The sequence below is a fragment of the Pseudonocardia sp. CA-142604 genome (genome assembly GCF_050948475.1).
Classification (GTDB): Bacteria; Actinomycetota; Actinomycetes; order Mycobacteriales; family Pseudonocardiaceae; genus Pseudonocardia; species Pseudonocardia alaniniphila.
The window spans coordinates 1351759-1376409 of sequence record NZ_CP192045.1; the positions used below are offsets into that span (position 1 = coordinate 1351759).

General features: G+C 68.9%; 18 protein-coding genes. 14 read left to right on the top strand and 4 right to left on the bottom strand.

Annotation, left to right across the window (positions count from 1 at the left end; genetic code table 11):
• Window positions 1-221: 221 nt before the first annotated feature.
• On the bottom strand, window positions 222-356 hold the full coding sequence (locus ACQPZQ_RS06380) for a hypothetical protein (RefSeq protein WP_433292971.1): 135 nt from the start codon (window positions 354-356) through the stop codon (window positions 222-224).
• 931 nt (window positions 357-1287) lie between these two features.
• Between ACQPZQ_RS06380 and ACQPZQ_RS06385 the strand changes: the two genes are divergently transcribed.
• The 7 genes from ACQPZQ_RS06385 (at window position 1288) to ACQPZQ_RS06415 (ending at window position 10498) form a co-directional block, all read left to right on the top strand.
• Entirely contained in the window at window positions 1288-1995 is a 708-nt protein-coding gene (locus tag ACQPZQ_RS06385) for an alpha/beta hydrolase (protein WP_433292973.1), read from the top strand.
• 60 nt (window positions 1996-2055) lie between these two features.
• Complete coding sequence (locus ACQPZQ_RS06390) at window positions 2056-3318, top strand: NAD(P)/FAD-dependent oxidoreductase (protein WP_433292975.1); 1263 nt, start codon at window positions 2056-2058, stop codon at window positions 3316-3318.
• Window positions 3315-4088 (top strand): DUF1365 domain-containing protein, encoded by a 774-nt coding sequence (locus tag ACQPZQ_RS06395; protein WP_433292977.1) that lies wholly within the window; start codon window positions 3315-3317, stop codon window positions 4086-4088. Before ACQPZQ_RS06390 ends, ACQPZQ_RS06395 begins: the two co-directional genes overlap by 4 nt.
• Window positions 4089-4099: 11 nt before the next feature.
• The gene (locus ACQPZQ_RS06400) at window positions 4100-5377 is read left to right on the top strand and encodes a class I SAM-dependent methyltransferase (protein WP_433299049.1); all 1278 of its coding nucleotides are present in this window, start codon (window positions 4100-4102) and stop codon (window positions 5375-5377) included.
• Between the two features lie 30 nt (window positions 5378-5407).
• The gene (locus ACQPZQ_RS06405; RefSeq protein ID WP_433292979.1) at window positions 5408-6793 is read left to right on the top strand and encodes a class I SAM-dependent methyltransferase; all 1386 of its coding nucleotides are present in this window, start codon (window positions 5408-5410) and stop codon (window positions 6791-6793) included.
• Window positions 6790-7614: a DUF1295 domain-containing protein gene (locus ACQPZQ_RS06410; protein WP_433292981.1), complete on the top strand. Its 825-nt coding sequence runs from the start codon at window positions 6790-6792 to the stop codon at window positions 7612-7614. The genes ACQPZQ_RS06405 and ACQPZQ_RS06410 overlap by 4 nt, the downstream gene beginning before the upstream one ends.
• A 346-nt stretch (window positions 7615-7960) precedes the next feature.
• Window positions 7961-10498 carry a Pls/PosA family non-ribosomal peptide synthetase gene (locus ACQPZQ_RS06415; protein ID WP_433292983.1) on the top strand — a complete coding sequence of 846 codons (2538 nt, stop codon included), beginning with the start codon at window positions 7961-7963 and terminating at the stop codon, window positions 10496-10498.
• Between the two features lie 36 nt (window positions 10499-10534).
• Here the strand turns inward: ACQPZQ_RS06415 and ACQPZQ_RS06420 are convergent, their stop codons facing one another.
• A complete protein-coding gene (locus tag ACQPZQ_RS06420; protein WP_433292985.1) occupies window positions 10535-10981 on the bottom strand; it encodes a DoxX family protein in 447 nt (148 codons plus the stop codon).
• Window positions 10982-11422: 441 nt separating this feature from the next.
• Between ACQPZQ_RS06420 and ACQPZQ_RS06425 the strand changes: the two genes are divergently transcribed.
• The 6 genes from ACQPZQ_RS06425 to ACQPZQ_RS06450 all read left to right on the top strand — a co-directional run bounded on the left by ACQPZQ_RS06425 (window position 11423) and on the right by ACQPZQ_RS06450 (window position 18955).
• Entirely contained in the window at window positions 11423-14293 is a 2871-nt protein-coding gene (locus ACQPZQ_RS06425; RefSeq protein ID WP_433292987.1) for a helix-turn-helix transcriptional regulator, read from the top strand.
• Window positions 14294-14693: 400 nt separating this feature from the next.
• Entirely contained in the window at window positions 14694-16070 is a 1377-nt protein-coding gene (locus tag ACQPZQ_RS06430) for a hypothetical protein (RefSeq protein WP_433292989.1), read from the top strand.
• Between the two features lie 96 nt (window positions 16071-16166).
• Entirely contained in the window at window positions 16167-16424 is a 258-nt protein-coding gene (locus ACQPZQ_RS06435; RefSeq protein ID WP_433292991.1) for a hypothetical protein, read from the top strand.
• A 104-nt stretch (window positions 16425-16528) separates the two neighbouring features.
• Window positions 16529-17302 carry a PhzF family phenazine biosynthesis protein gene (locus tag ACQPZQ_RS06440; protein WP_433292993.1) on the top strand — a complete coding sequence of 258 codons (774 nt, stop codon included), beginning with the start codon at window positions 16529-16531 and terminating at the stop codon, window positions 17300-17302.
• Window positions 17303-17461: 159 nt separating this feature from the next.
• Window positions 17462-18145: a hypothetical protein gene (locus ACQPZQ_RS06445; RefSeq protein WP_433292995.1), complete on the top strand. Its 684-nt coding sequence runs from the start codon at window positions 17462-17464 to the stop codon at window positions 18143-18145.
• A 141-nt stretch (window positions 18146-18286) separates the two neighbouring features.
• Window positions 18287-18955, top strand: a complete 669-nt coding sequence (locus tag ACQPZQ_RS06450; protein ID WP_433292997.1) for a maleylpyruvate isomerase family mycothiol-dependent enzyme — start codon at window positions 18287-18289, stop codon at window positions 18953-18955.
• A gap of 15 nt (window positions 18956-18970) precedes the next feature.
• Here ACQPZQ_RS06450 and ACQPZQ_RS06455 read toward each other — a convergent pair whose 3' ends face one another.
• A complete protein-coding gene (locus ACQPZQ_RS06455) occupies window positions 18971-20707 on the bottom strand; it encodes an MOSC domain-containing protein (RefSeq protein WP_433292999.1) in 1737 nt (578 codons plus the stop codon).
• 124 nt (window positions 20708-20831) lie between these two features.
• Window positions 20832-22025, bottom strand: a complete 1194-nt coding sequence (locus tag ACQPZQ_RS06460; RefSeq protein ID WP_433293001.1) for a cytochrome P450 — start codon at window positions 22023-22025, stop codon at window positions 20832-20834.
• Between the two features lie 210 nt (window positions 22026-22235).
• Here ACQPZQ_RS06460 and ACQPZQ_RS06465 point away from each other — a divergent pair, with 210 nt between their 5' ends.
• On the top strand, window positions 22236-23204 hold the full coding sequence (locus ACQPZQ_RS06465) for a MarR family transcriptional regulator (RefSeq protein ID WP_433293003.1): 969 nt from the start codon (window positions 22236-22238) through the stop codon (window positions 23202-23204).
• The last annotated feature ends 1447 nt before the right edge of the window (window positions 23205-24651 follow it).

The following is a 24651-nucleotide window of genomic DNA, read 5'->3' on the forward strand; positions in this document are numbered from 1 at the left end:
CAGCGTCACGCGGGCGCGCACCTGGTCGTTCTTCTCACTCATGGACTCGAAGCAACCAGGCGCGGCCGCGCTGCTCAACGCGTCGTGCCGCAGAACGGAACGCCGGCACAGCCCCGGGCGTGTGCGGTTCTGGACCGGGCACCTCGCACGACACCCGGAACCGGCTGGAACCTCCAAGGTCATGACCCTCACCTCGACCTACGGCTGTACGGGCGCCGCAATCAGCGGTCGTCGAGATGCTCGTCGCTCGGTAGGTCGGGAGGGAGGAACGAGCCCCTCAGTAGCCAACGCCCGCGTACTTTGATCCAGCGCATCTCGTTGTCGCTCGACTGCACGAGCGCACTCGGCGGCAGCATGTCGAGATCTTCATCGAACGGCCACGGGCGGACCCACCAGGCTCTTATGCCGGATACGCAGGGTGCGCTCCGTGGGGGCGTCGGGGAGCAAGGTCTTCGCGGCTGCGATCCCGTTCGCCGCGACGCTGATCGGCCTCCTGGCCGGGGGCCGCGCCGCGCATTGCGGGCGAGCTCCACGAGTCTGTGGATGACGGCTGTGCTGCTCATTGCGACCTTCCCGACGGTGCTCATGATGTGCGGGCACGATGGATCACCGGCCTGACGTCGGATGTCGTTGTCCGCGAGTGCTGCGGCGGCGATCGGAGAGAACCGGATTTGCCTGGTGGCCGATTACCGTTCAGGGGTGTTCGATTTTCGGCTGACAGCGCCGGCCGACGGTCGACAACCATACTGGAGCGATGTTGTCATGTCGATCGTGAAGCGCGCGGTCTCGTTGTCGAAGTGGTGGAGATCGGCGACGATGCGACCCCTTTTCATTTCAGCAGTGCGCTGGACGAATTCGAGTGCGAAAACTGCTAGGAGTGATGGTGACAGCGAGCCGCCGGGGAGCGGTGGGCCGAGCAATGGAAACGGTACGCCGCCGGCTCATGTGCGGCGAACTCGACCGCTACCCGGCATATGGTGCCCGAAGCGGGTGAGCGTCGACGTCATTCCGCAGCTGAATAGTTCCCGTTCTCGAAGGTGTAGGGGCTGACGAATGGGCCGCCGGGCCCGGCCGGCGGATCGTCCGACGTCAGTGCTCGGCCGGGCACGGTGGCCCGGTGTCGGGTCGGTGGCCGGCCGATGGACAAACGGACACGAAGAGGTTTTCGTATCCGAAAGAGATGTGAACGGCCGTGGCTCGCTTGTGACGTCGATCGCAACGGTGATCCGTCGAGGCCGTTCATCCGAAACTCCATGCGAACCGTTCCATCGCTGCTGAGGACCCTGCGTGCCCGAGAATCAGGATTTACCCCGTCTGGACGTCGTCGGCCGTCCCGTCGCCGCCCCGCCCGGGGTGGTGTTGGTGCTGCACGGTGGCCGGTCGAGGAGTCGCGAGAGCGGCGAGCGGAAGCGGTTGACGTATGCGCGGATGCTGCCGTTCGCGTGGACGCTCGCGGCGGCGGGGCCCACGGTGTACATCCTCCGCTACCGCTACCGGGGCTGGAACGCACCGTTCAAGGACCCCGCGCTCGACGCCGACTGGGCGTTGGGCGAGATCGCGAGGCGGCATACCGGCGTTCCGGTTGTGCTGGTCGGGCACTCGATGGGCGGGCGCGCGGCGCTGACGGCGGCGGGCGCGCCGAATGTGGTGGCGGTGTGCGCCCTTGCGCCATGGCTCGACGACTCCGACCCGGTCGAGCAGCTCGCAGGGCGGACGGTGCTGATCGCGCACGGCGACCGGGAGCGCTACACCGACCCCGCGGAGTCCTACGCCTACGCGGTGCGTGCCAAGCACGTGACCGGCCGGACTGCCCGATTCGAGCTGCCGGGCGCAGGTCACTACATGCTCCACCGCGCCCGCGCGTGGCAGTCGCTGGTGCGCCGGTTCGTGCTCGGGTCACTCGGCATCGAACCGGAGGACCCCGTGATCACGAACGCTCTGCGACAACCCGCTCCCGGCGGCCTCCGCACCGTGGTTCCCGTCTCCCCGCGATGACCTGGAGTCGAACATGATCCTCGCTTCCGACACCCGTCTTCGCTCCACCGGAGACGGACGATGAGCCGCCCCACCGCCGCGGTGATCGGCTCCGGCATCGCCGGGTTGACCGCTGCCTACCTGCTGCAGCGCCGATACGAGGTCACGCTCTTCGAGGCCGACGGGCGCCTGGGCGGGCACGCGCACACCCACGAGGTGGTCAGCTCCGACGGCGCCACGGCGTTCGTCGACTCCGGATTCATCGTCCACAACGAACGCACCTACCCCAACCTGATCCGGCTGTTCGGCGAGCTCGGGGTGGCGACCCAGGCCTCGGACATGTCGATGAGTGTGCGTTGTCAGGGCTGCGGCCTGGAGTACGCGGGTGCTCGTGGGCTGGGCGGGCTCTTCCCGCAGGCCGCCAACTTCGCCCGGCCCGCCTACGGCCGAATGCTCGCCGAGGTTCTGCGGTTCCATCGGCACGCGCGGCGCGTGCTGGCGGACGACCGGGCGGGTGACGTGCCGCTCGGTGCGTTCCTCGCGGTCGGCGGCTACTCGCGCTACTTCACCGAGCACTTCCTCCTTCCAGTGGTCAGCGCGGTGTGGTCGGCGGGCGAGCAGGTCTCGCTCGCCTACCCGGCGCGGTACCTCTTCACGTTCCTCGACCACCACGGGCTGCTGTCGGTGGGCGGGTCGCCGCAGTGGCGCACGGTCGTCGGGGGTTCGCGCAGCTACGTGGAGCGGGTGGCGAAGAACCTCGGCGCGGTCCGGGTCGCGACGCCGATCCGAGCGCTCGTGCGCGCCGGCGACGGGATCGAGATCCGGGACCATGCCGACGTCGTCCACCGGCCGGACCGGGTTGTCGTCGCAACCCACCCAGACCAGGCTCTCGCGCTGCTGGCCGAACCGACCACGGCCGAGCGGGCCGTCCTCGGGGCGTTCACCTACTCGCACAACCAGACGTGGCTGCACTCCGACACGTCGGTGCTGCCCCGGCGGCGCGGTGCGCGGGCCTCGTGGAACTACCTGAAGCCCGAATGCTCCTCCACGGCCGCGCCGGTGCTGGTCAGCTACGACATGAACCGGCTGCAGCGACTCACCGAGCCCGATGACTACGTCGTCACCCTCAACGGCGCCGACAGGATCGACCCGGACCGCGTGATCGCACGGATGACCTACGAGCACCCGATCTACACCCCGGAGTCGCTGGCCGCGCAACGGCGGCTGCCGCAGCTCAACGACGGTCCTGTCGCCTTCGCGGGCGCCTACCACGGCTGGGGTTTCCACGAGGACGGGTGCGCCGCGGGCGTGCGCGCGGCCGCGGCGCTGGGCGTGGAGTGGTGAACAGCGCGACCCGGCCGGCAGCGACCGACCCGTCGGCGACGGTGGTGGTGCCGGCGCTGTACGAGGCGAGCGTGCGCCACGTCCGCAGGCAGCGGATGGAACGCTCCTTCCGGCACGGCATCTATCTGTGGCTGATCGATCTCGACGCGCTGCCCGAGCTGCCGCTCTGGCTGCGGCCGTTCGCTCGCTTCAGTGCCCGAGATCATCTCGGAGACCCACAGCGTTCGATCCGGCAGAACCTGGATGCCTTCCTGGCGCTGCACGATGTCGACCTGCGCGGTGGGCAGGTGCTGATGCTGACGAACGCCAGGGTGCTCGGTCACGTGTTCAACCCGATCTCCGTCTACTGGTGCCACCAGCCCGACGGCGCGCTCGAGTGCGTGGTGGCCGAGGTGCACAACACCTACGGGCAGCGGCACTGCTATCTGCTCCGACCCGACGCCGCGGGCCGCGCGACGACCGTCAAGGACTTCTACGTCTCGCCGTTCCTGCCGGTCGACGGGCACTACTCGATGTCCCTGCCGGTCCCCGGCGAGCGGCTGGCGGTGTCGGTGTCGCTGCGTCAGCAGGGCACCACTGCCCTCGCCGCCACTCTGACCGGTGTCCGCAGGCCGGCCACCTCGGCGTCGCTGGTTCGGATGCTGCTGCGCAGGCCTCTCGTCACGCACCGGATCACGGCGCTGATCCGCCGCCACGGGATCGCCCTGTGGCTGCGCAGGCTGCCCGTGGTCCCGCGACCCGAGCACGATTCTCAGGAGGGCGTCCAGTGATCGCTGATCCCATGAGCAGGTCCCGGGCGCACCGCGCACCCGCTACCGCCATCCGCCGAACCCGGAATGTGCCGAGGCCGAACGAGGGCGTGTGGCCCGGTCTCGCGACCCCACCACACGCGCCGATGAGGGCGCTCGTGGCGGAGATGCTGTTCCGGCGCGCGGTGCGGTCCGTACCGGTGCGCGTGGTCTTCCCGGGCGGGAAACGGATCGGGGCGGGCGGGAGCGACTCCCCGGTGATGCGGATCGTGCGGCCCGAGGCGTTCTTCCACCGGCTCGGCGCCGGATCGAAGATCGGGTTCGGGGAGTCGTACATGGTTGGGGACTGGACCTGCACCCGCCCGGCCGACCTGTTGACGCCATTCGCCGCGCAGCTGTCCACATTGATCCCCCCGGCCCTGCAGCGCGTCGGGCGTCGCATCGCCGAGGCCCGGCGGCCGCACGCCGAGATGAACACGGTCGACGGTGCCCGGGAGAACATCCACCGCCACTACGACCTGTCCAACGAGCTGTTCGGCGTGTTCCTCGACGAGACGATGTCCTACTCGGCGGCCTGGTTCGCCGACGGCAGCGACGACCTCGCCGACGCCCAGCGCCGCAAGATCGACGCAGTGCTCGACCTCGCCGGGGTGAGGTCCGGGATGCACGTCCTGGAGATCGGCACCGGTTGGGGTGGACTCGCCATCCGCGCGGCGCAGCGCGGGGCCCGGGTCACCACCATGACGATCTCGGCCGAGCAGGCGCGGCTGGCCGAGGAACGGATCGACGCCGCAGGCACTGCCGACCGGGTGCAGGTGCTACTTCGCGACTATCGCGAGGCGCAGGGCAGCTACGACGCCGTGGTCAGCGTCGAGATGGTGGAGGCAGTGGGCGCGCAGTACTGGCCCACCTACTTCGCGGCGCTGGACCGGTTGCTGCGCCCGGGCGGGCGCGTCGGGCTGCAGGCGATCACCATGCCGCACGACCGCATGCTCGTGACGCAGAACGACTACACGTGGATCTCCAAGTACGTCTTCCCGGGCGGGCTGATCCCCTCGGTGGAGGCGATCGAGCAGAACCTGCGCGACCACACCGGTCTGCGGGTCGTCGAGCGCCGCAGCCTCGGCCCTGACTACGCCCGCACGCTGGAGCACTGGCGCACCACGTTCCTGGCTCGATGGGAGTCCGTCGCAGCGCTCGGGTTCGACGAGACGTTCCGCCGGATGTGGGAGTTCTACCTCGCCTACTGCGAGGCCGGGTTCCGCGTCGGTTACCTCGACGTCTTCCAGTTCTCGCTGCAGCGCCGCTGACGTCCGTCCTCCCCACTCCAGGAGAAACCCATGCCCCGTGCCGTGGCCCCGCAGCTCGCCGGACTCGTCGAGCGCCTGATCGGCGCGCCGTTGCCGATCCGCCTCCGTGCCTGGGACGGCACCGAAGCCGGTCCCGTCGACGACCCGGACGCGCCCGTCGCGATCGTCCGCCACCGCCGGGCGTTGCGGCGGCTGTTGTGGAATCCCGGCGAGCTGGGCCTGGCCCGGGCGTTCGTGTCGGGTGAGCTCGAGGTCGACGGCGACATCGCCGAGGGGCTCTCCCGATTCTGGAAGCTCGCGGAGAGCCAGGGCATTGCCGGGTTGCGGCTCACCCGCGCCGACATCATGGACGCGGTCGGCGTCGCGGCCCGGCTCCGGGCGATCGGCCCCCGCCCGAAGCCCCCGGCGTCGGAGGCGCGGCTGTCCGGCGGCCTGCACACCCGCCGCCGCGACCGCGCCGCGATCGCACACCACTACGACCTGTCGAACGAGTTCTACGAGTTCCTGCTCGACCCGCAGATGGCGTACTCCTGCGGCTACTGGACCCAGGAGGACTCGTCCACCTACGGCCTGGTGGATGCCCAGCGCGACAAGCTGGACCTGATCTGCCGCAAGCTCGGCCTGGCACCGGGGATGCGCCTGCTCGACGTCGGGTGCGGCTGGGCCTCCCTGTTGATCCATGCGGCGCAGCACTACGGGGTGCGCGCCGTGGGCGTCACGCTCTCAGCGCAACAGCAGTCCTACGGACTCGCGCGCGTGCGCGACCTCGGGCTGACCGACCAGGTCGAGATCCGCATGCAGGACTACCGCGCGATCTCCACCGGATCCGGTTCGGACGACCCCTTCGACGCGATCGCCTCCATCGAGATGGGCGAGCACGTCGGGCAGGACAACTACCCGGTCTACGCCGCCACCCTGCACACGCTGCTGCGTCCCACGGGCCGGCTGCTCGTGCAGCAGATGTCGCGTGGGGCGTCAGGCCGCAACAGCGCGCCCGGCGGCGGTCCGTTCATGGAGCGCTACGTCGCTCCGGACATGCACATGCGCCCGCTCGGTTCCACACTGGACATCCTCGAGGCAGCCGGTCTCGAGGTCGTCGACGTCCACTCGCTGCGCGAGCACTACGTCTGGACCGTGCGGCCATGGCTCGCGACCCTGCAGGAACGCAAGGCCGAAGCGATCGCCCTGATCGGTGAGGAGCAGTACCGGGTCTGGCTGCTGTACCTCGCAGGAGCAGCTCTGGCATTCGAGGAGAACCGGATGGGTGTGCACCAGATCCTCATGGTGCGTCCCGACACCAGGGGCAGCACCGGCCTCCCGCGGCGCAGACAGGCCGTCCTCGGCATGGAGTCCGCTGCCGCGGTGGCGGACAACGGCGCGGTGAATGGCCATCCCGCTGTCTCGAGGCCCGCGTGACGGCCTACCCGTGGAGCGCGGCCCTCACCAACTTCGCGGTCACCGCGATCGTCGTCGCGGTGGTGTTCGCCGTGGCGCTCGTCGTCGCCGTGTTCGTGCGGGGCGGGCGGCACGACGGGATCGACGTCGTGTGGGGCGGCGGTTTCGCGATCGTCGCGGTCACCACGCTGCTGCTGTCCGCTGGTGAGGGCGATTCGTGGCGCCGATGGCTCATCACCGTGCTGACCTGCGTGTGGGGGCTGCGACTGGCCTGGCACATCGGTCGTCGTAACCACGGCAGGCCCGAGGATCCCCGGTACGCCGACATCATCTCCGGAGCCAGGGGCAACCCGACTCTGCACATGGTCCGCAAGGTCTATCTCCCGCAGGCCGTGATCCTGTGGATCGTGTCGCTGCCGGTCCAGCTCGGCCAGTACGGGTTCGCCTCCGGCACCCTCTCGGTCGTCGTGACGGCGCTGGGCGTGGCGTTGTGGGCCATCGGCTTCACGTTCGAGACGGTGGGGGACGCCCAACTAGCCGCCTTCCGCGCCGATCCCGCGAACCGGGGCAAGGTCATGGACCGGGGCCTGTGGCGCTACACCCGCCACCCGAACTACTTCGGCGACGCGGCTGTCTGGTGGGGCCTGACCGTGCTGGCCCTGCACCACTACGCCGGCCTCATCGGGCTCGTGGGCACCGCGCTGATGACGTGGCTGCTGGTGAAGGGGACCGGCAAGAAACTGCTCGAGTCGACGATCGGAGAGCGCCGCCCCGGCTACGCCGACTACGTGCGCCGCACCAGCGGGTTCATCCCGATGCCACCGCGCAGGGCGAGTGCGTGAACCGATCATATTCGCGAGGGTGTGACAGTACCCCGGAAACCGCTGCCAGTGGCCGAAGGTTCCTCCGGTTATCCACCCCGGAGTAATAGCCGGTCGTGCGGGAGTAACGCGGTTGCGGAGAGTCCTGAATCTCTGCCAGGCGAGTGACCCGTCACACTCCGTTCAGGTGGTTCCGAGCAGAACCCGCAACGATCACCCCGTCTCTTTCCGAGTCATGTATTCGAACTGGCGGCGACGTCACCCCACGTGGAGACGTCGCAATTTGTGCGTGCACCGCGAGATCGTCGGAGCGCACTTCACGGGCTGCTGCCCGGCCGATCTCGAACGGAAGGAGATGGGGGGTTCGATGACGACGGAGAAAACTGCTGAGGTTAGGGCGGCCGGTACGGCGCAGTCCGAGATCTCGCAGGCGTTCCAAGTCGCTTCGGAGAACAGTGTCGAGCAAGCCCTGACGGAAGCCTTGGCCGAGATCTTGTCCGTTGATCGCGTTTCCGTGGATGACCACTTCTTCGACGACCTGGGCGCCGACTCGATGGTGATGGCACGTTTCTGCGCGCGGGTCAGGAAACGGCCCGATCTGCCATCGGTGTCGATGAAGGACATCTACGCGACACCGACGATCCGCAGGCTCGCGGCCGCGCTCGGCGACAGCGAGCAGAACCAGGCCGAGCCGTCGCCACCGGAGCCCGATGACACCCAGGGTGCGGGCGGGAGGTTCGCCTACATCCTCTGCGGCGCCCTGCAGTTCCTGCTCTTCGTGGCGTACATGTCCCTCACCTCGTTCATCACTGCCAGGTCGTACGACTGGGTGTCCGCGGACGTCGGCATCCTGCGCGAGTACCTGCGCTCGGTCGTGGTCGGCGGAGTGCTCTTCCTCACCACGGCCACCCTTCCGATCATCATGAAATGGGTGCTCATCGGTCGCTGGAAAGAGCAGGAGATCCGTGTCTGGAGCCTCGCGTACGTCCGCTTCTGGTTCGTCAAGTCGCTGATCCGGGCGAACCCGCTGGTCCTCGTGTGCATCGGTTCGCCGCTATATGTGTTCTATCTGCGGGCGCTGGGCGCGAAGGTGGGCAAACGCGTGGCGATCTTCTCGCGCAGCGTGCCCGTCTGCACCGACCTGCTCACCATCGGCGAGGGCACCGTCATCCGGAAGGAGGCGGTCTTCCCCGGCTACCGGGCCCACGCCGGCCGGATCCAGACGGGCCCGATCACGATCGGGAAGAACGCGTTCGTCGGCGAGAAGACGGTGCTCGACATCGGAAGCTCGCTGGGTGACGGATCGCAGATCGGCCACGCGTCGTCCCTGCATTCCGGGCAGGCCGTGCCCGACGGCGAGCACTGGCACGGCTCACCGGCCCAGCCGGCGGATGTCGACTACCAGGTGGTCGAGCCCGCCCGCTGCGGTCTCGTGCGGAGAATCTGCTACTCGACATGGCAGTTGGTGAGCGTCCTGGTCCTGTGGGTGCCACTGGGATTCGCCGGGGTGAACATCATTCTCACCGGCATCCCCAAGCTCGGTGAGAACTTCAGCCAGGAGCTGTTGCACCCCACGGGCTGGGCGTTCTGGCGCGAGGTACTGGTCCTGTCCACGCTGCTGTACTTCGGAGCCGCGATCTTCGGGATCGTCTTCGTCTACACGGTGCCGCGCCTTCTCCGCTACGGGATCAAGCCGGGCGTGGTCTATCCGCTCTACGGCATCCGCTACTCGATCCACCGGACCATCGCGCGAATCACCAACCTCAAGTTCTACATGTACCTCTTCGGCGACAGCTCCTACATCGTCCACTACCTGCAGGGACTTGGATTCAAGCTGTCCCGGGCGGAGCAGACCGGCTCGAACTTCGGCATGACGGTGGCGCACGAGAGCCCCTACCTGACCACCGTGGGGCGCGGGACGATGGTCGCCGACGGTTTGTCGGTCATCAACGCCGACTATTCGAACACATCCTTCCGCGCCTCACCGACGTCGATCGGGCCGCACAACTTCCTCGGCAACAACATCGCCTATCCGTCGCAGGGCCGCACGGGCGCGAACTGCCTGCTGGCGACGAAGGTCATGGTCCCGATCGACGGGAAGATCCGGGAGGGCGTCGGACTCCTGGGGTCGCCGAGCTTCGAGATTCCGCGTTCCGTCGAACGCGACGGCCGGTTCGATCACATGGCCAAAGGGGAGGAGCTACGCCGCAACCTCAGTGCCAAGAACCGGTACAACCTGCGCACCGTCGCGGTGGTGATGCTGGTGCGCTGGGTCTACATCTTCGCGCTCGTGTTGCTGGCGATGGCTGCGGCGGGGAACTACCAGGCGTTCGGCGCCGAGGCGATTGCCGTGCAGCTCGTCATCATGCTGCTGTTCAGCATGGTCTACTTCGTGCTGGTCGAGCGTGGAGTCGCGCGGTTCCGGCGACTGCAGCCTCAGCTCTGCTCGATCTACGATCCGTACTTCTGGTGGCACGAACGCTATTGGAAGCTCGTGCTGCCGGGGATCGACAAGATGCTCGCCGGCACCCCGTTCAAGAACATCCTTTCGCGTGTGCTGGGCGTTCGCATCGGCAAGCGGGTCTTCGACGACGGCTGCGCCATGACGGAGAAAACTCTCACCACCATCGGTGACGGTTGCACGCTGAACGCGGGCAGCGTGATCCAGTGTCACTCGCAGGAGGACGGCACCTTCAAATCCGACCGCACCACGATCGGTACCGGGTGCACGCTCGGGGTCGGGGCCTTCGTCCATTACGGAGTGACGATGGGCGATGGATCCGTGCTCGGTGCGGACGCGTTCCTGATGAAGGGTGAGGACGTCCCGGAACGCGCGCGGTGGGCCGGGAACCCCGCTCGCGAGATGCGGATGTCGTCCTCGATATCGCTTCCGTCGCTCCAGTGATCGTGCGGTCCCCTCAGAACCGCGAGCGGGATCGGGTCATCGCCCGGCGAGACCGCGGAGCCAGTGGGTGAGCTCCACGGTCCGGTTCCAGCGACCCCAGGCGACGAGAGCTGCCACCACGCCGAGCACCACCGGCATGAGCGCTCCTGCCACGCTCACCGTGAGGACGGTGGCCACCGTGGCTCCGATCATCAGCGCCACCAGGCCGAGAGCGGCGAGCCCCGACAGCCGCAGTACCAGCAGTCCGATCGCCCCGGCGATCTCCAGGCAGCCGATGATCACCGTGCCTACCGCGCTGAAGCCCATCGCCGCGAAGCCGTCGATGGCAACCGGATCCAGCGTCACCTTCGGGTAGCTGACGGCGAGGAAGACCAGCGCGAGCAGGACATGGGCCACCCACAGGGCCCAGTGCACCCGCCGCCCCGGCGCCTGCCTGCGCCCCGTGCCGATGGTCGTGGCCGGGGGGTTCTGCTGCGTGTTCATGAGGTCTCCGTGTGTCCGCCCCTGTCGTGCTCCGTCAGAGCTTGGGACCTACCGGAGACGCCGAACTCATCGCTCGAATCCCCAGAGATCCTCCCGGGGGACATCGGCGAGATCTGACGCGATTCTGGATCGATCTATGCGACCAACGGCCGACGGCCTGCAGTCGGTGGAGCAGGGCACACTGGATCTCGACGCGCCGGTGGAGGTCTACCGGTCGGAGCTCCTGCCGTTCGTGCCCCGGTGTGCGCCACGTCGAAAGGGTCCGCTACGCCACGCTGTGATCGAAATGCCCGACTTGTCAGGGCTCGCGTCGATTCTCTCCGGCAATTCGGCCAGATGTGACGATTCGTGAATTGAGAATGGGTGTCGAGAACGCCGGCTCACCAAGATCTGCACAACGATGGCTCCGCCGATAGGTAATGCGTAGCATTGGATCAGGTCATGGATATCTGGGGCGGGGGCGATGTGAACTTCGGTGTCGAGTGTCCTGCGCAGCTTGTCGGCCGCGACGATGACCTCGCCCTGATCAGCGCGTTCGTCGACGACGCTGCGGTCAATGGCAGGGCTCTGTTGTTGGTGGGGGAGCCGGGCGTCGGAAAGACGGTGGTGCTCGACGAGTCGGTCGCCATGGCGGTTGCCCGGGGTATCCGTGTTCTGCGGGCCGGGGGCGTGGAGTTCGAGGCCTCGGTCGCCTACTCGGTTCTGAACCAGTTGCTGTTCCCCCTCCGTGAGTCGTTCGACGAGCTCAGCGCCGTGCACCGCGAGGCTCTGGAGGTGGCGTTGGGCTTCGGCGGGGGCCGGCCACCGAATCGGCTGTTGATGTCCAACGCCGCGCTGCTGTGCGTCCGCAATGCCGCGGTGCAGCGTCCACTGCTGCTGGTGGTGGACGACCTGCCGTGGCTCGATCGGGCGAGCGCCACGGTGCTCGGCTTCATGGCCCGCCGGTTGGCGGGGAGCAGGGTGGGCTTCCTCGGCGCGGCGCGGTCGCACACGGGTAGCTCGTTCGAGGGTGGCGACCTGCCGGATCACGAGCTGCGGCCGTTGGACGGCAGCGCGGCGAGCGAGCTGGTGGCGCGGCGGTTTCCCGCACTGGCGCCGAGCGTGCGGCAGCGGCTGCTGAGCGAGGCGCGCGGCAACCCGCTGGCGTTGTTGGAGCTGCCGCAGGCCTTGACGAGTCCCCAGCAGCAGGCGGTGGAATCGCTGCCGGCGGTATTGCCGCTGACCCAGCGGCTGCAGGCCCTGTTCGCGTCCAGGATCGCGGCGCTGCCGGAAGCTTGCCGGAACATCATGCTGCTGGCTGCGCTGGATCGCAGCGGCGGCCGTGATGCACTGCGCGCTGCCGCGGCGTGCTACGGCCTGGAGAGCCTCGCCCCTGCCGAGCATGACCAGCTGGTCCACGTCGACGAGGTGGCCGGGCGCTTCGAGTTCCGACATCCGCTGATCCGCTCCGCAGTGGTCGACGTGTCCACCGCCGTCGAGCGGCGGGGCGCCCATCGCCGCCTCGCGGACGTGATGGGCGAGCACCCGGAGCGTCGGGCGTGGCACCTGGGCGAAGGTGTGGTCGGTCCGGATGAGCATGTCGCGCAGCGCCTGGAGGAGGCAGCGCACCTCGCGCAGTCCCGCGGGGACGCCGTCGGCGCGATCGCCTCGCTCACCCGCGCCGCGGACCTCAGCCCGAATTCGGTCGTCCGGTCGTCGCGGCTGGCCGAGGCCGCCTATCTGGGTGTCGACTCGGTGGGGGAGCTGCTGAGTGCGTCGCACCTTCTGGACGAGGCACGCCGTACCAACCCGGCCGGGGGCGCGTCGTTGCATGCGGTCATCGCGACCGCGATCCTGCTGATCGACGGCGACGGTGACGTGCTGACCGCGCACAAGTTGTTGGCCGAGGCGATCGAGACCAACGCGAAGCGTAGAGACACACCCGAAAAGGCGCTGGTCGAGGCGCTGTACACGCTGCTGCTGCTGTGCTGGTTCGCCGGTCGCAGCGAGCTGTGGGAGCCGGCCTTCGCCGCTATCGACCGGTTGACGCCGAATGTGCCGGAGTCGCTGTGGATCCTGAGTCGGACGTACTCCGACCCTGCCCGCACGGCGCAGGCCGCGACGTCTGTCCTGGATGCGCTGCTGGACGGGATATGCGACGAGACCGACCCGACGAGGATCGTGCGGATGGGCGCGGCGTCGTTCTATCTCGACCGGCTGCCTGCGACCCGGGACGGGCACTGGTGGATCGTGCGCGAGGGTCGAGAGGGACGCATCGCGGTGCGCCGTCACGTCGCCGCGCTCATGCACCTGTGTCACGACACGTTCCACACCGGCCGGTGGGACACCATGGCCGAGCTCACCAACGAGGGTGCGCGGTTGTGCGAGGAGCACGGCTACCGGTTCTTCATCTGGTACTTCCGCCACGCGCGCGGGCTGCACGCCGCGGTCCGTGGTGATCACGAGGCGAGCCAGGAGGTCACCGACGAGCTCATCCGCTGGGCAGGGGCCCGCGGTGCACGCGGAGTGGAGTGGGTCGTCATCCACGCCCGCACGCTCAACTACATCGGACAGAGCGACTACGAGGCCGCCTACCGAGAAGCCATCGTCCACAACGAGCCGGGCACCATCGCCTCGCACATCCCACACGCGATGTGGACCAGCTTCGACCTGGTCGAGGCGGCTTTCAAGACCGAGCGGACGGCGCAGGCCCGCGCTCATGCCGACGCGATGCGCGAGGCCGACCTGCAGGCACTGTCGACACGGTTGGCGCTCCTCACCGCCGGTGCCGGTGCCATGGTGGCCGACGACGACCAGTTCGTGGATGCGTTCGACGCCGCGCTCGCGCTCCCCGGCAACCCCCGCTGGCCCTTCGACTTCGCCCGCGTGCGCCTCGCCTACGGCGAGCGCCTCCGCCGCGCACGTGCCACGGCGGGGGCCCGCCTCCAGCTGTCCGCCGCCGCGGAGATCTTCGAACGGCTCGGCGCACAGCCATGGCTGGAGCGGGCGGGCAACGAGCTGCGGGCCACCGGGATCAGCAAGCCCCGTGGGTGCACGACGACGTCGCCCGTCCTCACCCCTCAGCAGCGCGTGATCGCCGAGCTGGCGGGTTCGGGTCTGACCAACAAGCAGATCGGCGAGCGGCTCTTCCTGTCCCACCGCACCGTCGGCGCGCGCTTGTACCAGATCTATCCGATACTCGGGATCACCTCGCGAGCTGCTCTGCGCGACGCCTTGGCGGCGCTGCCCGAGGACCCGCCCGACGGCGGTTCGGCACGTTCGTCCGGGGACATGCCCGCTGGTCTCTCCGGTCAGCCCGGAGACGGTAGGTAGGACGCGGCCGATACCTGGGTGTTTCGGGGCGGCTTCCCTCGAACGGCGGTTTCGACGGGGGACGTTCGAGAAGTTGCGGAGCGGCTGTCACTCCTGGTGATCGGGGCCTACTGTGAAACACCTGAAAGTTTGACGCCCAGATCTGTCATGACAATGTGATTTTGTAGTTCGATCTTTGCCTGTCCGTCGAACCAGGAGGGCGAGTGCCTCGCAGCCGTACGGTGCGTCCGCGCAACAGTGCCAGTAACGTCATTGTGCAGCCGGCGGCGAGGAGCCGCCTGGACTCCGGTACGGCGGTCCGACCACCGGGTCGTCTCTCGGCAGGCGGGGCCATCGGCCGCGAACGACGCACTGATCAGCACCTTCGGTGAACCGGTAGAGGCGCGGAGGTGTATGGCACATGGGTGCGGTCTTCGAGTTCGCCAGCGGTGGGATCAGTGTGATGCCGGACCCCGGTGACAACCCGGGCGGGCACGGCGTCCCGCACACCGACTCCGGGGTGTTGATCTCGTTCAAGGTTCGCAATATCGGCGATGAATCACGTCCCGTGCGCGTTCAGGTCACGATCGATGATCAATTCTTCGACGAGTGGCGGTCGGACGAGATCGCGCCCGGCGGAGCGGCGGTGGCGCGGATCAGCATCGGACGATTCGAAGCGGGCACCCACTGGATCCACGCGTGCGTCCTCTCGGAAACCGGAGATTCCCCGCGCCCCGTGCGAGACAGCGAGCCCTCTCTCCCGGAGTCCCTGGCCGAGGAGCCGCTGACGCCGGAGCTGATCCAAGCCGCGGTCGAGACGTTCGAGAAGGCCGTCCGCGCGCACGTCCCGTACGCGGGGCTCGCCGATGCGGTGCGCAACACGGCGCCGGGCGCCTACAAGTCGGTGAACCGGCTCGGCTGGGACCCGGACAGGCACCTCGACGTGATCCGCCGAGAGCTCACGGTGTGCCGCGTGGTCGACGACTCGACGCTGCGCGAGGAGGTCTGGTCGTTGCAGCGCAGGCTCGGTGCGCTCGGTAGCCGCCCACCCGACCATGTCGTGCTGTCGCAGGACTCGACCACGGGGCGATGGTGGACCGTGTGGGAACCCCCTGATGCCCGGGCGTCTGACGTCGGCTCGCCCGAGCAGGTGCAGGAGACCGGGCGGATCGTCGCGATCCAGGTCGACGGGTCGTCGGCCGGCTACGGCCACTCCGCCGGTGAACAGCGCAACGTCTTCCTCCACACCGTCGAGAACCCGGGCATCGACTTCGGCAGGGTCCTCGGGGACTCCGCGGTTTCGGCGGCCCTCGCCGCGCTGGCGCGCGACCCGGCCAACACCGACCTCCGGGAGGCTGCCGCCGACGCCGTTGCGGGCCTGCGCCCCCAGTCGAGGCGAGACGGGAAGGCCGCGTACTCGGCCACGGGCGCCGTGGCACGCACACCGACCGCCGACGCGCTCAACGGCACCGTCGCCGTGATCCGTACGCGTGCGGTGGAGATCGGCGATCACTCCTACCAGGAGAACACGATCGTGTGCGCGCTGAGCCCCACCATCGACGCCGCGGCTGTGCTGATCGACAACCGTGACCTCATCAACGGGCTGATCGACATCGTGTGCTCCGGGGCCGGGGCGCGGGAGGTGTCGGCGTTCGAGGATGCGCTCGGCACGGACCTCACCGCGAAGATGGATCGGTCGCCTGCGCTGCGCGAGAAACGTGGCGTGGTGGAGCGCCCAGCCGCGGCGGGCCAGACACTGCGGGTGCGCAGGTTGCGAAAGCTCGCCCCCACCCGCTGAGCCGCAGTAAAAGCCTCCGCAGTTGGGGGAGGATCGTCCTACTCTGGTCGCGTGTGCGGCCGGCCGATTGATGTCGATCCGGAGCGAGCCGCCGCGATGCGAGCTCTGCTGCGCGGCTGGGACCCCATCGGCGTGTTCTCGATCCCCAGTCCTGCGCCGCCCGACGAGTACGACTGCCTGATCGATCCGCTGGTGGAGCGGCTGGACCGGGGGGACGGTGCCGACGACCTCATCCGGTACCTGACCCAACGGCTCGACGACCACTTCGGACTGTCGGCCGACCCCGACAAGCTCCGCCAGTTCGTGGGGCGGGCGCTCGAGTGGCGGGCGGGCGGCACCCTGCCGCAACCCTGAGGCCCGAGGTCGCCCAGCCTCGCAACTTCTGCCGACTCCCACATGGCGTCACTAACCTTTCGCGTTGCGGCCAATGGTTAGGGTTGGCTGTGCGGACATACGTAGTGGACGTTTTTGCCGAGACGGCGTTTCGGGGCAACCCGGCGGGTGTGGTGCTGCTGGCCGGAGCTGCCGACGCGGGCTGGATGCAGTCGGTCGCCGGAGAGCTCAACCAGACCGCCACGGCGTTCGTGGACGTGTCGGGCGCTGAAGACGCGCCGAAACCCCTGCGCTGGTTCAGCCCGACCACCGAGCTCGCGCTGTGCGGGCACGGAACGTTGGCGAGCGCGCACGTGCTCGGTGGTGATCAGAGGTTCGAGACGCGCAGCGGGACGTTGAGCTGCAGCGCTGGTTCCGACGGCTCCGTCGAGATAGAGCTTCCGGCTGACCCGACGCGCCCGGAGGTGCCGTCGGAGGAACTCGTCGCCGGACTGGCCGGTGTCACCGTGCGTTCGACGTGGCGCGGTCGCCACGACGTCCTGGTCGAGGCGGGCTCAGCCGGCGAGGTTCGGTCGTTGCGTCCCGACCTGGCGATGCTCGCTCGGGTCAGCGCTCGTGGAGTTGTCGTCACCGCGCCCGGCGACAACGGCCGGTCGGACGTGGTCAGCCGGTTCTTTGCTCCCAATGCGGGAATCCCGGAGGACCCCGTGACCGGGTCGGCACACTGCACGCTGGCGAGCTGGTGGTGCCCACGCTTGGGCGTCGGTGAATTCCTCGCGGAGCAGGCCTCTGAACGCGGCGGGATGCTGCGCGTACGGCTGGACGGGGATCAGGTGCGCCTCACCGGCCACGCGGTAACCATCTTCAGCGGCCGGCTGCACACCCCAACGCACCCGTGAGCGTCCACAGCGGACTGCGTGTCCTTGCGTAATCCCAGGTCGCGGCCTGATCACGGATCGGGAACCAATCGCACTCGCGTGGAGTTAGGCACTGTGAGGGTGGTGTAGTGTCAGTGGCCTAGTTCCCCACCGTCCCTCTGGGACTGGTGGGGTTTTTTCGTGGGGGATGGCATCGCAACGCTGCGAGCGGCAGTCGTCGTCGACTACCAGAACGTGCACCTCACCGGGCACGAGTTGTTCCACGCCAGCCGGCACCTGCAGCGCCACGAGTCGCTCATAGACCCCTGGCTGTTCGCCGGTCAGCTGATCAGCGCCCGCAACCGAGCCCAGCGGCCGGGAATGGATCTCGCCGAGCTCTCCGCGGTGCTCGTCTACCGGGGTGAGCCCTCGCCCGAGCACGACCCCAAGGCCTACGCCCGCAACCAGGCGCAGAAGGCGCACTGGGAACGCGAGAAGCGCGTCACCGTGCAGCTCAGGCCGTTGAAGTACCGCTACCGGCGGGACACCGGCGGCAATCTCATGTACGACACCAAGGGTAAGCGCGTCGTCGAAAGCAAGAGCGAGAAGGGCGTTGACGTCCTCTGCGCGCTCGCGATGGTTCGTGAGGCACGCCGCCCCGACGTCGACCTCGTCATCCTCGCGTCCCACGACAGCGACCTCGAGCCGGCGCTCGACGAAGCGATCGCGCTCCAGTCCGCCAAGATCGAGACCTTCTCCTGGTTCGACCCAGCACAGCCCCACCGCATGCGACAGCTCCGCCCGGGCGGCACTCGCAGGGTGTGGAACACCCGGCTCGGTGAGACGGAGTTCGTCAACTGCTGGGACCGCTCCGACTACACGTAGCAGGCGCACCCCCTGGCTCACCCGCAAGAGCCGTCGGTCCGAGCCGGCATCGAGTCCGGTTCGGGCCGGCGATGATTCTGCGCCACGGTGAGAGTCTCAGTCTCCGGTTGTGCTCGACCCGCTCCCGGCGTGAGGACTCTGATGGCACTGTTCCGAGACCGCAGCAACGCAGTCCCGTCCGGCACGGCCGGACGGCCCACCTGGACGGCTGTCCATGCCGAGCGGGCGGCCTTGGCCGCCGACCTCACAGGGTTGACCGATGAGCAGTGGGCGACGCCGTCACTGTGCCCCGGCCTCTCGGTGCGCGACGTTCTCGCTCATCTCACAGCGGGCGCGAGCCTGAACCCCCTGCGGTGGTTCGCGGGAGTGGTCCGCTGCCGGTTCGACTTCGACAAGCAGGTGAAGATGCGGTTGGCCGAGCAGTTGGGTGCGACGCCTGCCGAGACCCTTGCGCGCTTCCGCGGCGTCGTTCACAGCACGACGGCGCCTCCGTTGCCGAAGGTCGCGATGCTCGGCGAGATCGTCGTCCACGGCGAGGACATCCGGCGCCCACTGGGAATCGATCACGACTACCCGATCGAGCTGGTCACGCAGCTGGCGACCTTCTACACGAGCTCGGACCTCATGCTCGTCGGCAAGACCCGGGTGGCGGGCTTGCGCCTCGTCGCGACGGACGGTCCGTTCGCCACAGGCGTGGGTCCGCTCGTGTCCGGCACCACCTTGGCGATCACGATGGCGACCACCGGACGCGTGGGGTACTGCGACGACCTCACGGGTGACGGGGTCGAAACCCTGCGCGCCCGCTCGTGATCCGGCGGCGAGCCGCTACATGTCCAGCACCACGTCCGTGGTGGGGCGCGAACAGCAGATGAGGATCTCGCCAGGTGGCGGCGGCTCGAGCGGCTCGGGCGAGTAGTCGACCTCTCCCGAGAGGAGGGGAGTGGTGCACGTGTGGCACACGCCCGTGCGGCACGACCACCTCGTCGGGACGTCGCAGGCGTCGGCGAACTCGAGCAGGCTGGTTCGCCCGGTGTCGAAGGGCACGGAGATCCCGCTGCGGGCGAACGTGGTCAGTGGACCCGTGCCCGGCGGGCCCTGCGGCGGGTGCGGTGGGACGCGCTGGTGGTCGGTGACGCCCGGGGTGATCGCGTCGAGCGCGCTGAACAACTCGACGTGGATGTTGTCGGCAGACAGCCCGAGCGCTCTGAGCGCGTCCTGCATGTCCGCCATGAACCCCGACGGGCCGCAGATGTAGGCGGAGGCGTCCGCGGGGAGGTCCAGGTCCGCGAGCGCCTGGGGTGTCAGGCGGCCGCTCGTGGCGTGAGCGGCCGCGAGATCGTCCGGGCAGGCGGCGCTGTAGAAGAGGTGCCGGTGCGCGTGGGGGAGGGTCTCGAGGAGGCCGTGGGCTTCTCGGGCGAGGGCGTCATCGGCGGGTTCGCGGGAGCCGTGGAGCCACCAGACCTCGCGATCGCTGTGCTCCGAGGCGAGGCGGTGCAGCATGGCCATCACCGGAGTCACGCCGATCCCCGCCGAGATCAGGAGCACGGGGGTGTCGCGGTCGGTGAGGACGAAGTCGCCACGCGGCGCGGCGACGTCGAGAACGGCGCCGGGGCGGAGAGCCGTGTGCAGGTAGCCGCTGACGATGCCGTGGCTCTCGCGCTTGACGCTGAGCCGGTACTGCTGCGCCCCCGGTGCGGAGGAGAGCGAGTAGCTGCGAACGGGGGCGGGGCTCGCGGCGCCGGTGACCCGCACCGTGAGGTACTGCCCTGGAAGTGCCGGGGGCAACGGCGCTCCGTCGGCTGCGGTGAGATAGATGGACGTGACGGTGTTGCTCTCCGGCACGACATCGGCGACACGCAGAGGGCGGAACCCGGGCCATGCGGGCTCGTGTACCGCGGCCCGTGCGGCTGCCGGCGAGTCTGCGGCGGCGACGAGCTCTCGGAACGAGCCCTGCCAGCCCGGGCTGAGCGCCGGGATGTCGAGCGCGAGCCGCATCTGCTCGACGTCGCGGTCGGGCAGGTAGAGCAGGGCGTCGATGTCGGCGACGCTCATCCCGTGCCTTCCGGAGGACGTCTTGACGATCTCGTCACCCGCCTCGACGACGCCCTCGGTGATCACGCGCATGTAGAAGCCGGGACGGTGGTGGGCAACGAGCAGCTGAGGCATGTCCGGCCTGCCCAGGCGCATGCCGACGCGGTAGCAGGTCACTCGTGGCTGGGTGACCTCGAACTCGGCCTGGCCGATGCGGTAGCGGTCGCCGATGCAGACCTCGCTGTCCGGCAGCCCGTCGACGGTGAGGTTCTCGCCGAACTCGCCGAACTCGAGGTCGTGGCGGTCGAGCTCGGTGCGCCAGTAGTCGTAGGACTGCATCTGGTAGACGAGCACGGCCCGGATCTCGCCGCCGTGGCCGGCGAGGTCGCCCTGGCCGTCTCCGTCGAGGTTGAGACGGCGCGCCATGCACGGGCCGGGCACCGGTGACTTCCAGATGCCGGTGTGGACGGTCCTGCCTTCCCACGGCACGTCTTTCGGCATGCCGACGTTGACGGACAGCAGTGAGGCCATGGCGACTCCTCCGCGGGCCACGACCGGCGCTCACCGATGCCGGTCCCCGAGACGATGGATGCCCCCCGTGTGCACGTTCAGCCCGCGACGCTAGGCGCATCGGCCCGGAAATTCGAGCGGCGCCCTAGGCGTCCCAGGCGACCGGGAGCCGGTCCACGCCGTAGATGTCCGAATTGGTACGCAATGGCACGTCCTCGGGCGCGACGTCGAGGCGGAGCGTGGGGAATCGAGCCAGAAGCGCCGGGAAGGCCGCCCGCATCTCGACGCGTGCGAGCTGCTGGCCGAGGCACTGGTGGATGCCGTGGCCGAGCGACAGGTGACCGCTGGCGTGCCGGCGGATGTCGAGCGTGTCGGGGTCGGGGAACTTCTCCGGGTCGCGGTTGGCGGCCTGCACCGAGAGGGCCACCGTCTCACCCGCCTTGATCACGTGGCCGTTCAGCTCGACGTCCTCCAGCGCCGACCGTGCCCCGGTGTGGGCGATCGAGAGGTAACGCAGCAGCTCCTCGATCGCCTGGTCGACGAGGCCGGGGTCGCTGCGGAGGGCGGCGAGCTGGTCGGGATGGGTCAGCAGCGCGAAGGTGCCCAGCGCGATCATGTTGGCGGTGGTGTCCAGGCCTGCGCCCAGCAGCAAGGTGCCGACGTTGGTGAGCTCCTCATCGGTGAGATCGCTGGTGGTCAGGTCGCTGAGCAGGTCGTCGGTGGGCTCCGCGCGCTTGGCCGAGACCAGCCCCTGCAGATACTCCTGAATCGCCATGATGGCCGCGTACTGCTCCTCCAGCGTGGCGTTGTGGTCGTTCACCGTGGCCGCATGGCGCTGGAACGTCTCGTGATCGGTGTACGGGACGCCGAGCAGCTCGCAGATCGTCAGCGCGGGAATGGGCTGGGCGTAGGCCTCCACCAGGTCTGCCGGCGGGCCGGTGCGGTCCATCGCGTCCAGTTGCGAGGCGGCGATCTCCTCGACCCGATCTGCGAGCAGGCGCATCCGCCGCACGGTGAACTTGCCGGTGAGCAGGCGCCGGTAGCGGGTGTGCTCCGGCGCGTCCATCCCGATGAACAACCCCGGCGGCGCGGGCGGGGGCTGTTGCATGGCACCGGGCCCGGGCAGCGGGATGTGGAGGAGCTCGTGCCGCGCGCTGAAGCGGGGGTCGCCCACCACGGCACGTGCCAGGGCGTGGCTGGTCACCAGCCAGCCCTCGTGCCCGTCCGGGAAGACCAACCGGCTCAGTGGCTCCTGCTCGCGGATCCGGGCGAGCTCCTCCGGCGGGTCGAAGGGGCGCCCGGCCGGCCGCGTGGTGGGGAGTGAAAGGAGTTTCGTCATCTCGACCCTCAGTCGTTGATCTTTCAGGCAAGGCCGAAGGCTACGTTGCGTTTCAAGGATCGTCAACGTCGTATCGCGGGATCTACCTGTCAATCTATGTTGATCGTTGCAATGAGCTTGACGGCTAACGCAACTGATGATGCTCCGAATTGCAATGTGCTGATCGTGAACGCACACTGGGCGCGACGATCGACGAGTGGGGGAGTGCGGATGCCGGGAGGCAGGCTGACGAGCCAGGACCGCCGGCTCATCGCGGATGGTCTCGCCGAGGGGCTCGGGTACGCGGAGATCGCCCGGCGTCTGGCGCGTCCGACGTCGACCGTCAGCCGCGAGGTCGCCCGGAACGGTGGGCTCCACGCCTATCGCGCCGACGAGGCGACCCGCCTGACGACCCGGCGTGCCCGCCGCCGGACGTCCGTCCCGCCGGGCGGCGCCCTGGCCGTCTCCGGTGCCGAGGGGGACGACGCCGAGACGGTGCGCGGCTTCGAGGAACAGTTCGTGATGATGGTGGTCCAGACCGGACTCCCGAGGATGGCGGCGAGGGTGCTCGCATGCCTCTACATCAGCGACTCGGCCAGCCTCACGGCCGCTGAGCTGGTGGCGCGGCTGCGGGTCAGCCCGGCGTCGATCTCCACCGCCATCAGCTACCTCGAAGGTCTGGAGCTGGTCCGACGCGAGCGAGATGCGCTGCAGCGGCGTGAGCGGTACATCATCGACGACGACGTCTGGTCCCGGTCGTGGTCGGCTAGCGTCCGGGCGAACGCGATGTGGGTGGAGACGGCCCGGCGCGGAGTCGAGGTCTTCGGTGCGGGCACACCCGTCGGCTCCCGCCTCGAGGCGCTGGGCCGGTTCTTCGAGCGCATCTACCACGGCATGCTCGGCGGCGACCTGATGGTCGACGCCGGGGACGCGCTGACCGTCCTCGCGGCTCTCGTGCATTCGGCCGAGCCGCTCACGCCGTACGAGCTCGCCGCCGTGCTGGACTGGCCCCTCGACCGGGTCGCCGACGCGCTGCGCGACGCGGAAGACCACCCGGAGATCGCCGATCCCGTCGCGCTCCGGCGCACCCCGACGGGGGCCTGCACCGTCATCGCCAGGCCCGACCGGCTCACCACCGCGCAAAGGGAGGCGCTCGACCACCGACGCCGGAGCACGCAGAGGCTCCCCCAGGCTCAGTGACGCTGGGTAGCTGCAGGGGATCGTGGGCAGGGACGTCGAACGCGCTACGGCTCCGGTCGCGTGGCAGCAAGGCCACAAGGGTGCGAGGCATTCCGTACGGGGTGAGCGGGCCCCGAATGCTGTCGATCGATCCGCCTCCTGCGGGTCCGGCGAGCCCTTCGGGTTTCTGCCCCCTGGCGGCTGCGCGCGACCGGTGAGCGTCGATACGGGCGGCCCGCGCGCGGGAATGGGTACGCCGCAGGGAGGCACTGTTCGCTCCGATGTCCGGCTCGAATCGCCGATATACATCGGCAGTCGCGTGACAGCACGGGGAGGAGATGGTGACTCCCTGGGAGCTTGGCCTTCTCGGTCGCCGGCCCGGAGCAGTCTCCATCACGCCGGTCGCCCGCCGGGTACAGCACCAGTGGGACGAAAGTCGAAACTCAACTCCCAGAACCGGCGAGGACGATCGGACGGTTCGGCGGCGTGTGGGGGCATTGCGATCCGTCGCCTGTTCGACGTGGGAGTTCTTGCAATGCACGGGGCGGCGAGCAGGACTTTGGCGGGGTCCGCGACGCGGCCTCATGTGTGGGTTGGTCAGATTGCTCGAATCCGCGGTCCTCGGCACGCGCGGGGCGGCCCACGATCCGGTCCGGGTGAACGGCTGTGGCGTCGCGGGGCTGTAGCGGATCGTGTGCTTCACCGCAGTTCCCCTCCCTGCCGCACGATGTGCCATCGGTTCTGCTGCGGCCTCTGTGTGCCCGGAATGCACGGGAGATGGAGTCAGGCAACTTCGCCGGCCAGCCGTGGCCGGGCTATGAGTAGTCCACTCAATACGTGGATCCGCGCGCGTGTCATGGGGTGGGGTACGGCCCGGTGTCCCATCAGGTGGTCGGTGTCGACGGCGTCGCGCGGCTCGTGCCGGCGCTTACCTGCGGGGTCCGAAAATCTGACGGAGGCCTGTTCATCTGTCGCTACGGCGTCCGATGTCGTTCTCGAGCACATCGCGCTGCGGACAGCCCTCGCCGCGACTGCATCGTGTTTTGCCGGCCGGGCGCGAGTTCGTCTCGGGAGTGCCGTCCCAGCCGCCGAACGGCGGGCCGGGCTTCCTCTTGCATCTTCTCGGTGTCGGCCGACCGTGGAGTCGAGGGGCTCCTGAGGTCGGCTCCCGGCGTCGATCTGGTCAACTCGGCGAGCCGTCTGGTAACCTCCCGTTCGCTTGATCTTCGGGTCGAGTTGTGGTGACGGTTCCAGGCCTGATGCTGACGTTGCGCACCGGGAAGCGAACTCGTCGCCGCAGGTGCCACCGATCGTGAGTCCCTACCGGTCGGGGATGTGGGTCGCTGCCTCAGGCGCGACGTGCGATGCGCCTCTCCTCAGTGCACCTTGTGCACGGCCTGCGAGCTGCACGTTTCGTTCCATCTGCTGATAGCCCGCTCTTCACGTAGCGAACTCTGGAGCTTCCGAC

Coding starts and splice junctions, on each gene's coding strand:
- ACQPZQ_RS06380 (WP_433292971.1), bottom strand. CDS start 356: ATGCTGCCGCCGAGTGCGCTCGTGCAGTCGAGCGACAACGAGATGCGC.
- ACQPZQ_RS06390 (WP_433292975.1), top strand. CDS start 2,056: ATGAGCCGCCCCACCGCCGCGGTGATCGGCTCCGGCATCGCCGGGTTG.
- ACQPZQ_RS06400 (WP_433299049.1), top strand. CDS start 4,100: ATGAGCAGGTCCCGGGCGCACCGCGCACCCGCTACCGCCATCCGCCGA.
- ACQPZQ_RS06405 (WP_433292979.1), top strand. CDS start 5,408: ATGCCCCGTGCCGTGGCCCCGCAGCTCGCCGGACTCGTCGAGCGCCTG.
- ACQPZQ_RS06415 (WP_433292983.1), top strand. CDS start 7,961: ATGACGACGGAGAAAACTGCTGAGGTTAGGGCGGCCGGTACGGCGCAG.
- ACQPZQ_RS06420 (WP_433292985.1), bottom strand. CDS start 10,981: ATGAACACGCAGCAGAACCCCCCGGCCACGACCATCGGCACGGGGCGC.
- ACQPZQ_RS06425 (WP_433292987.1), top strand. CDS start 11,423: ATGGATATCTGGGGCGGGGGCGATGTGAACTTCGGTGTCGAGTGTCCT.
- ACQPZQ_RS06430 (WP_433292989.1), top strand. CDS start 14,694: ATGGGTGCGGTCTTCGAGTTCGCCAGCGGTGGGATCAGTGTGATGCCG.
- ACQPZQ_RS06435 (WP_433292991.1), top strand. CDS start 16,167: ATGCGAGCTCTGCTGCGCGGCTGGGACCCCATCGGCGTGTTCTCGATC.
- ACQPZQ_RS06450 (WP_433292997.1), top strand. CDS start 18,287: ATGGCACTGTTCCGAGACCGCAGCAACGCAGTCCCGTCCGGCACGGCC.
- ACQPZQ_RS06455 (WP_433292999.1), bottom strand. CDS start 20,707: ATGGCCTCACTGCTGTCCGTCAACGTCGGCATGCCGAAAGACGTGCCG.
- ACQPZQ_RS06460 (WP_433293001.1), bottom strand. CDS start 22,025: ATGACGAAACTCCTTTCACTCCCCACCACGCGGCCGGCCGGGCGCCCC.
- ACQPZQ_RS06465 (WP_433293003.1), top strand. CDS start 22,236: ATGCCGGGAGGCAGGCTGACGAGCCAGGACCGCCGGCTCATCGCGGAT.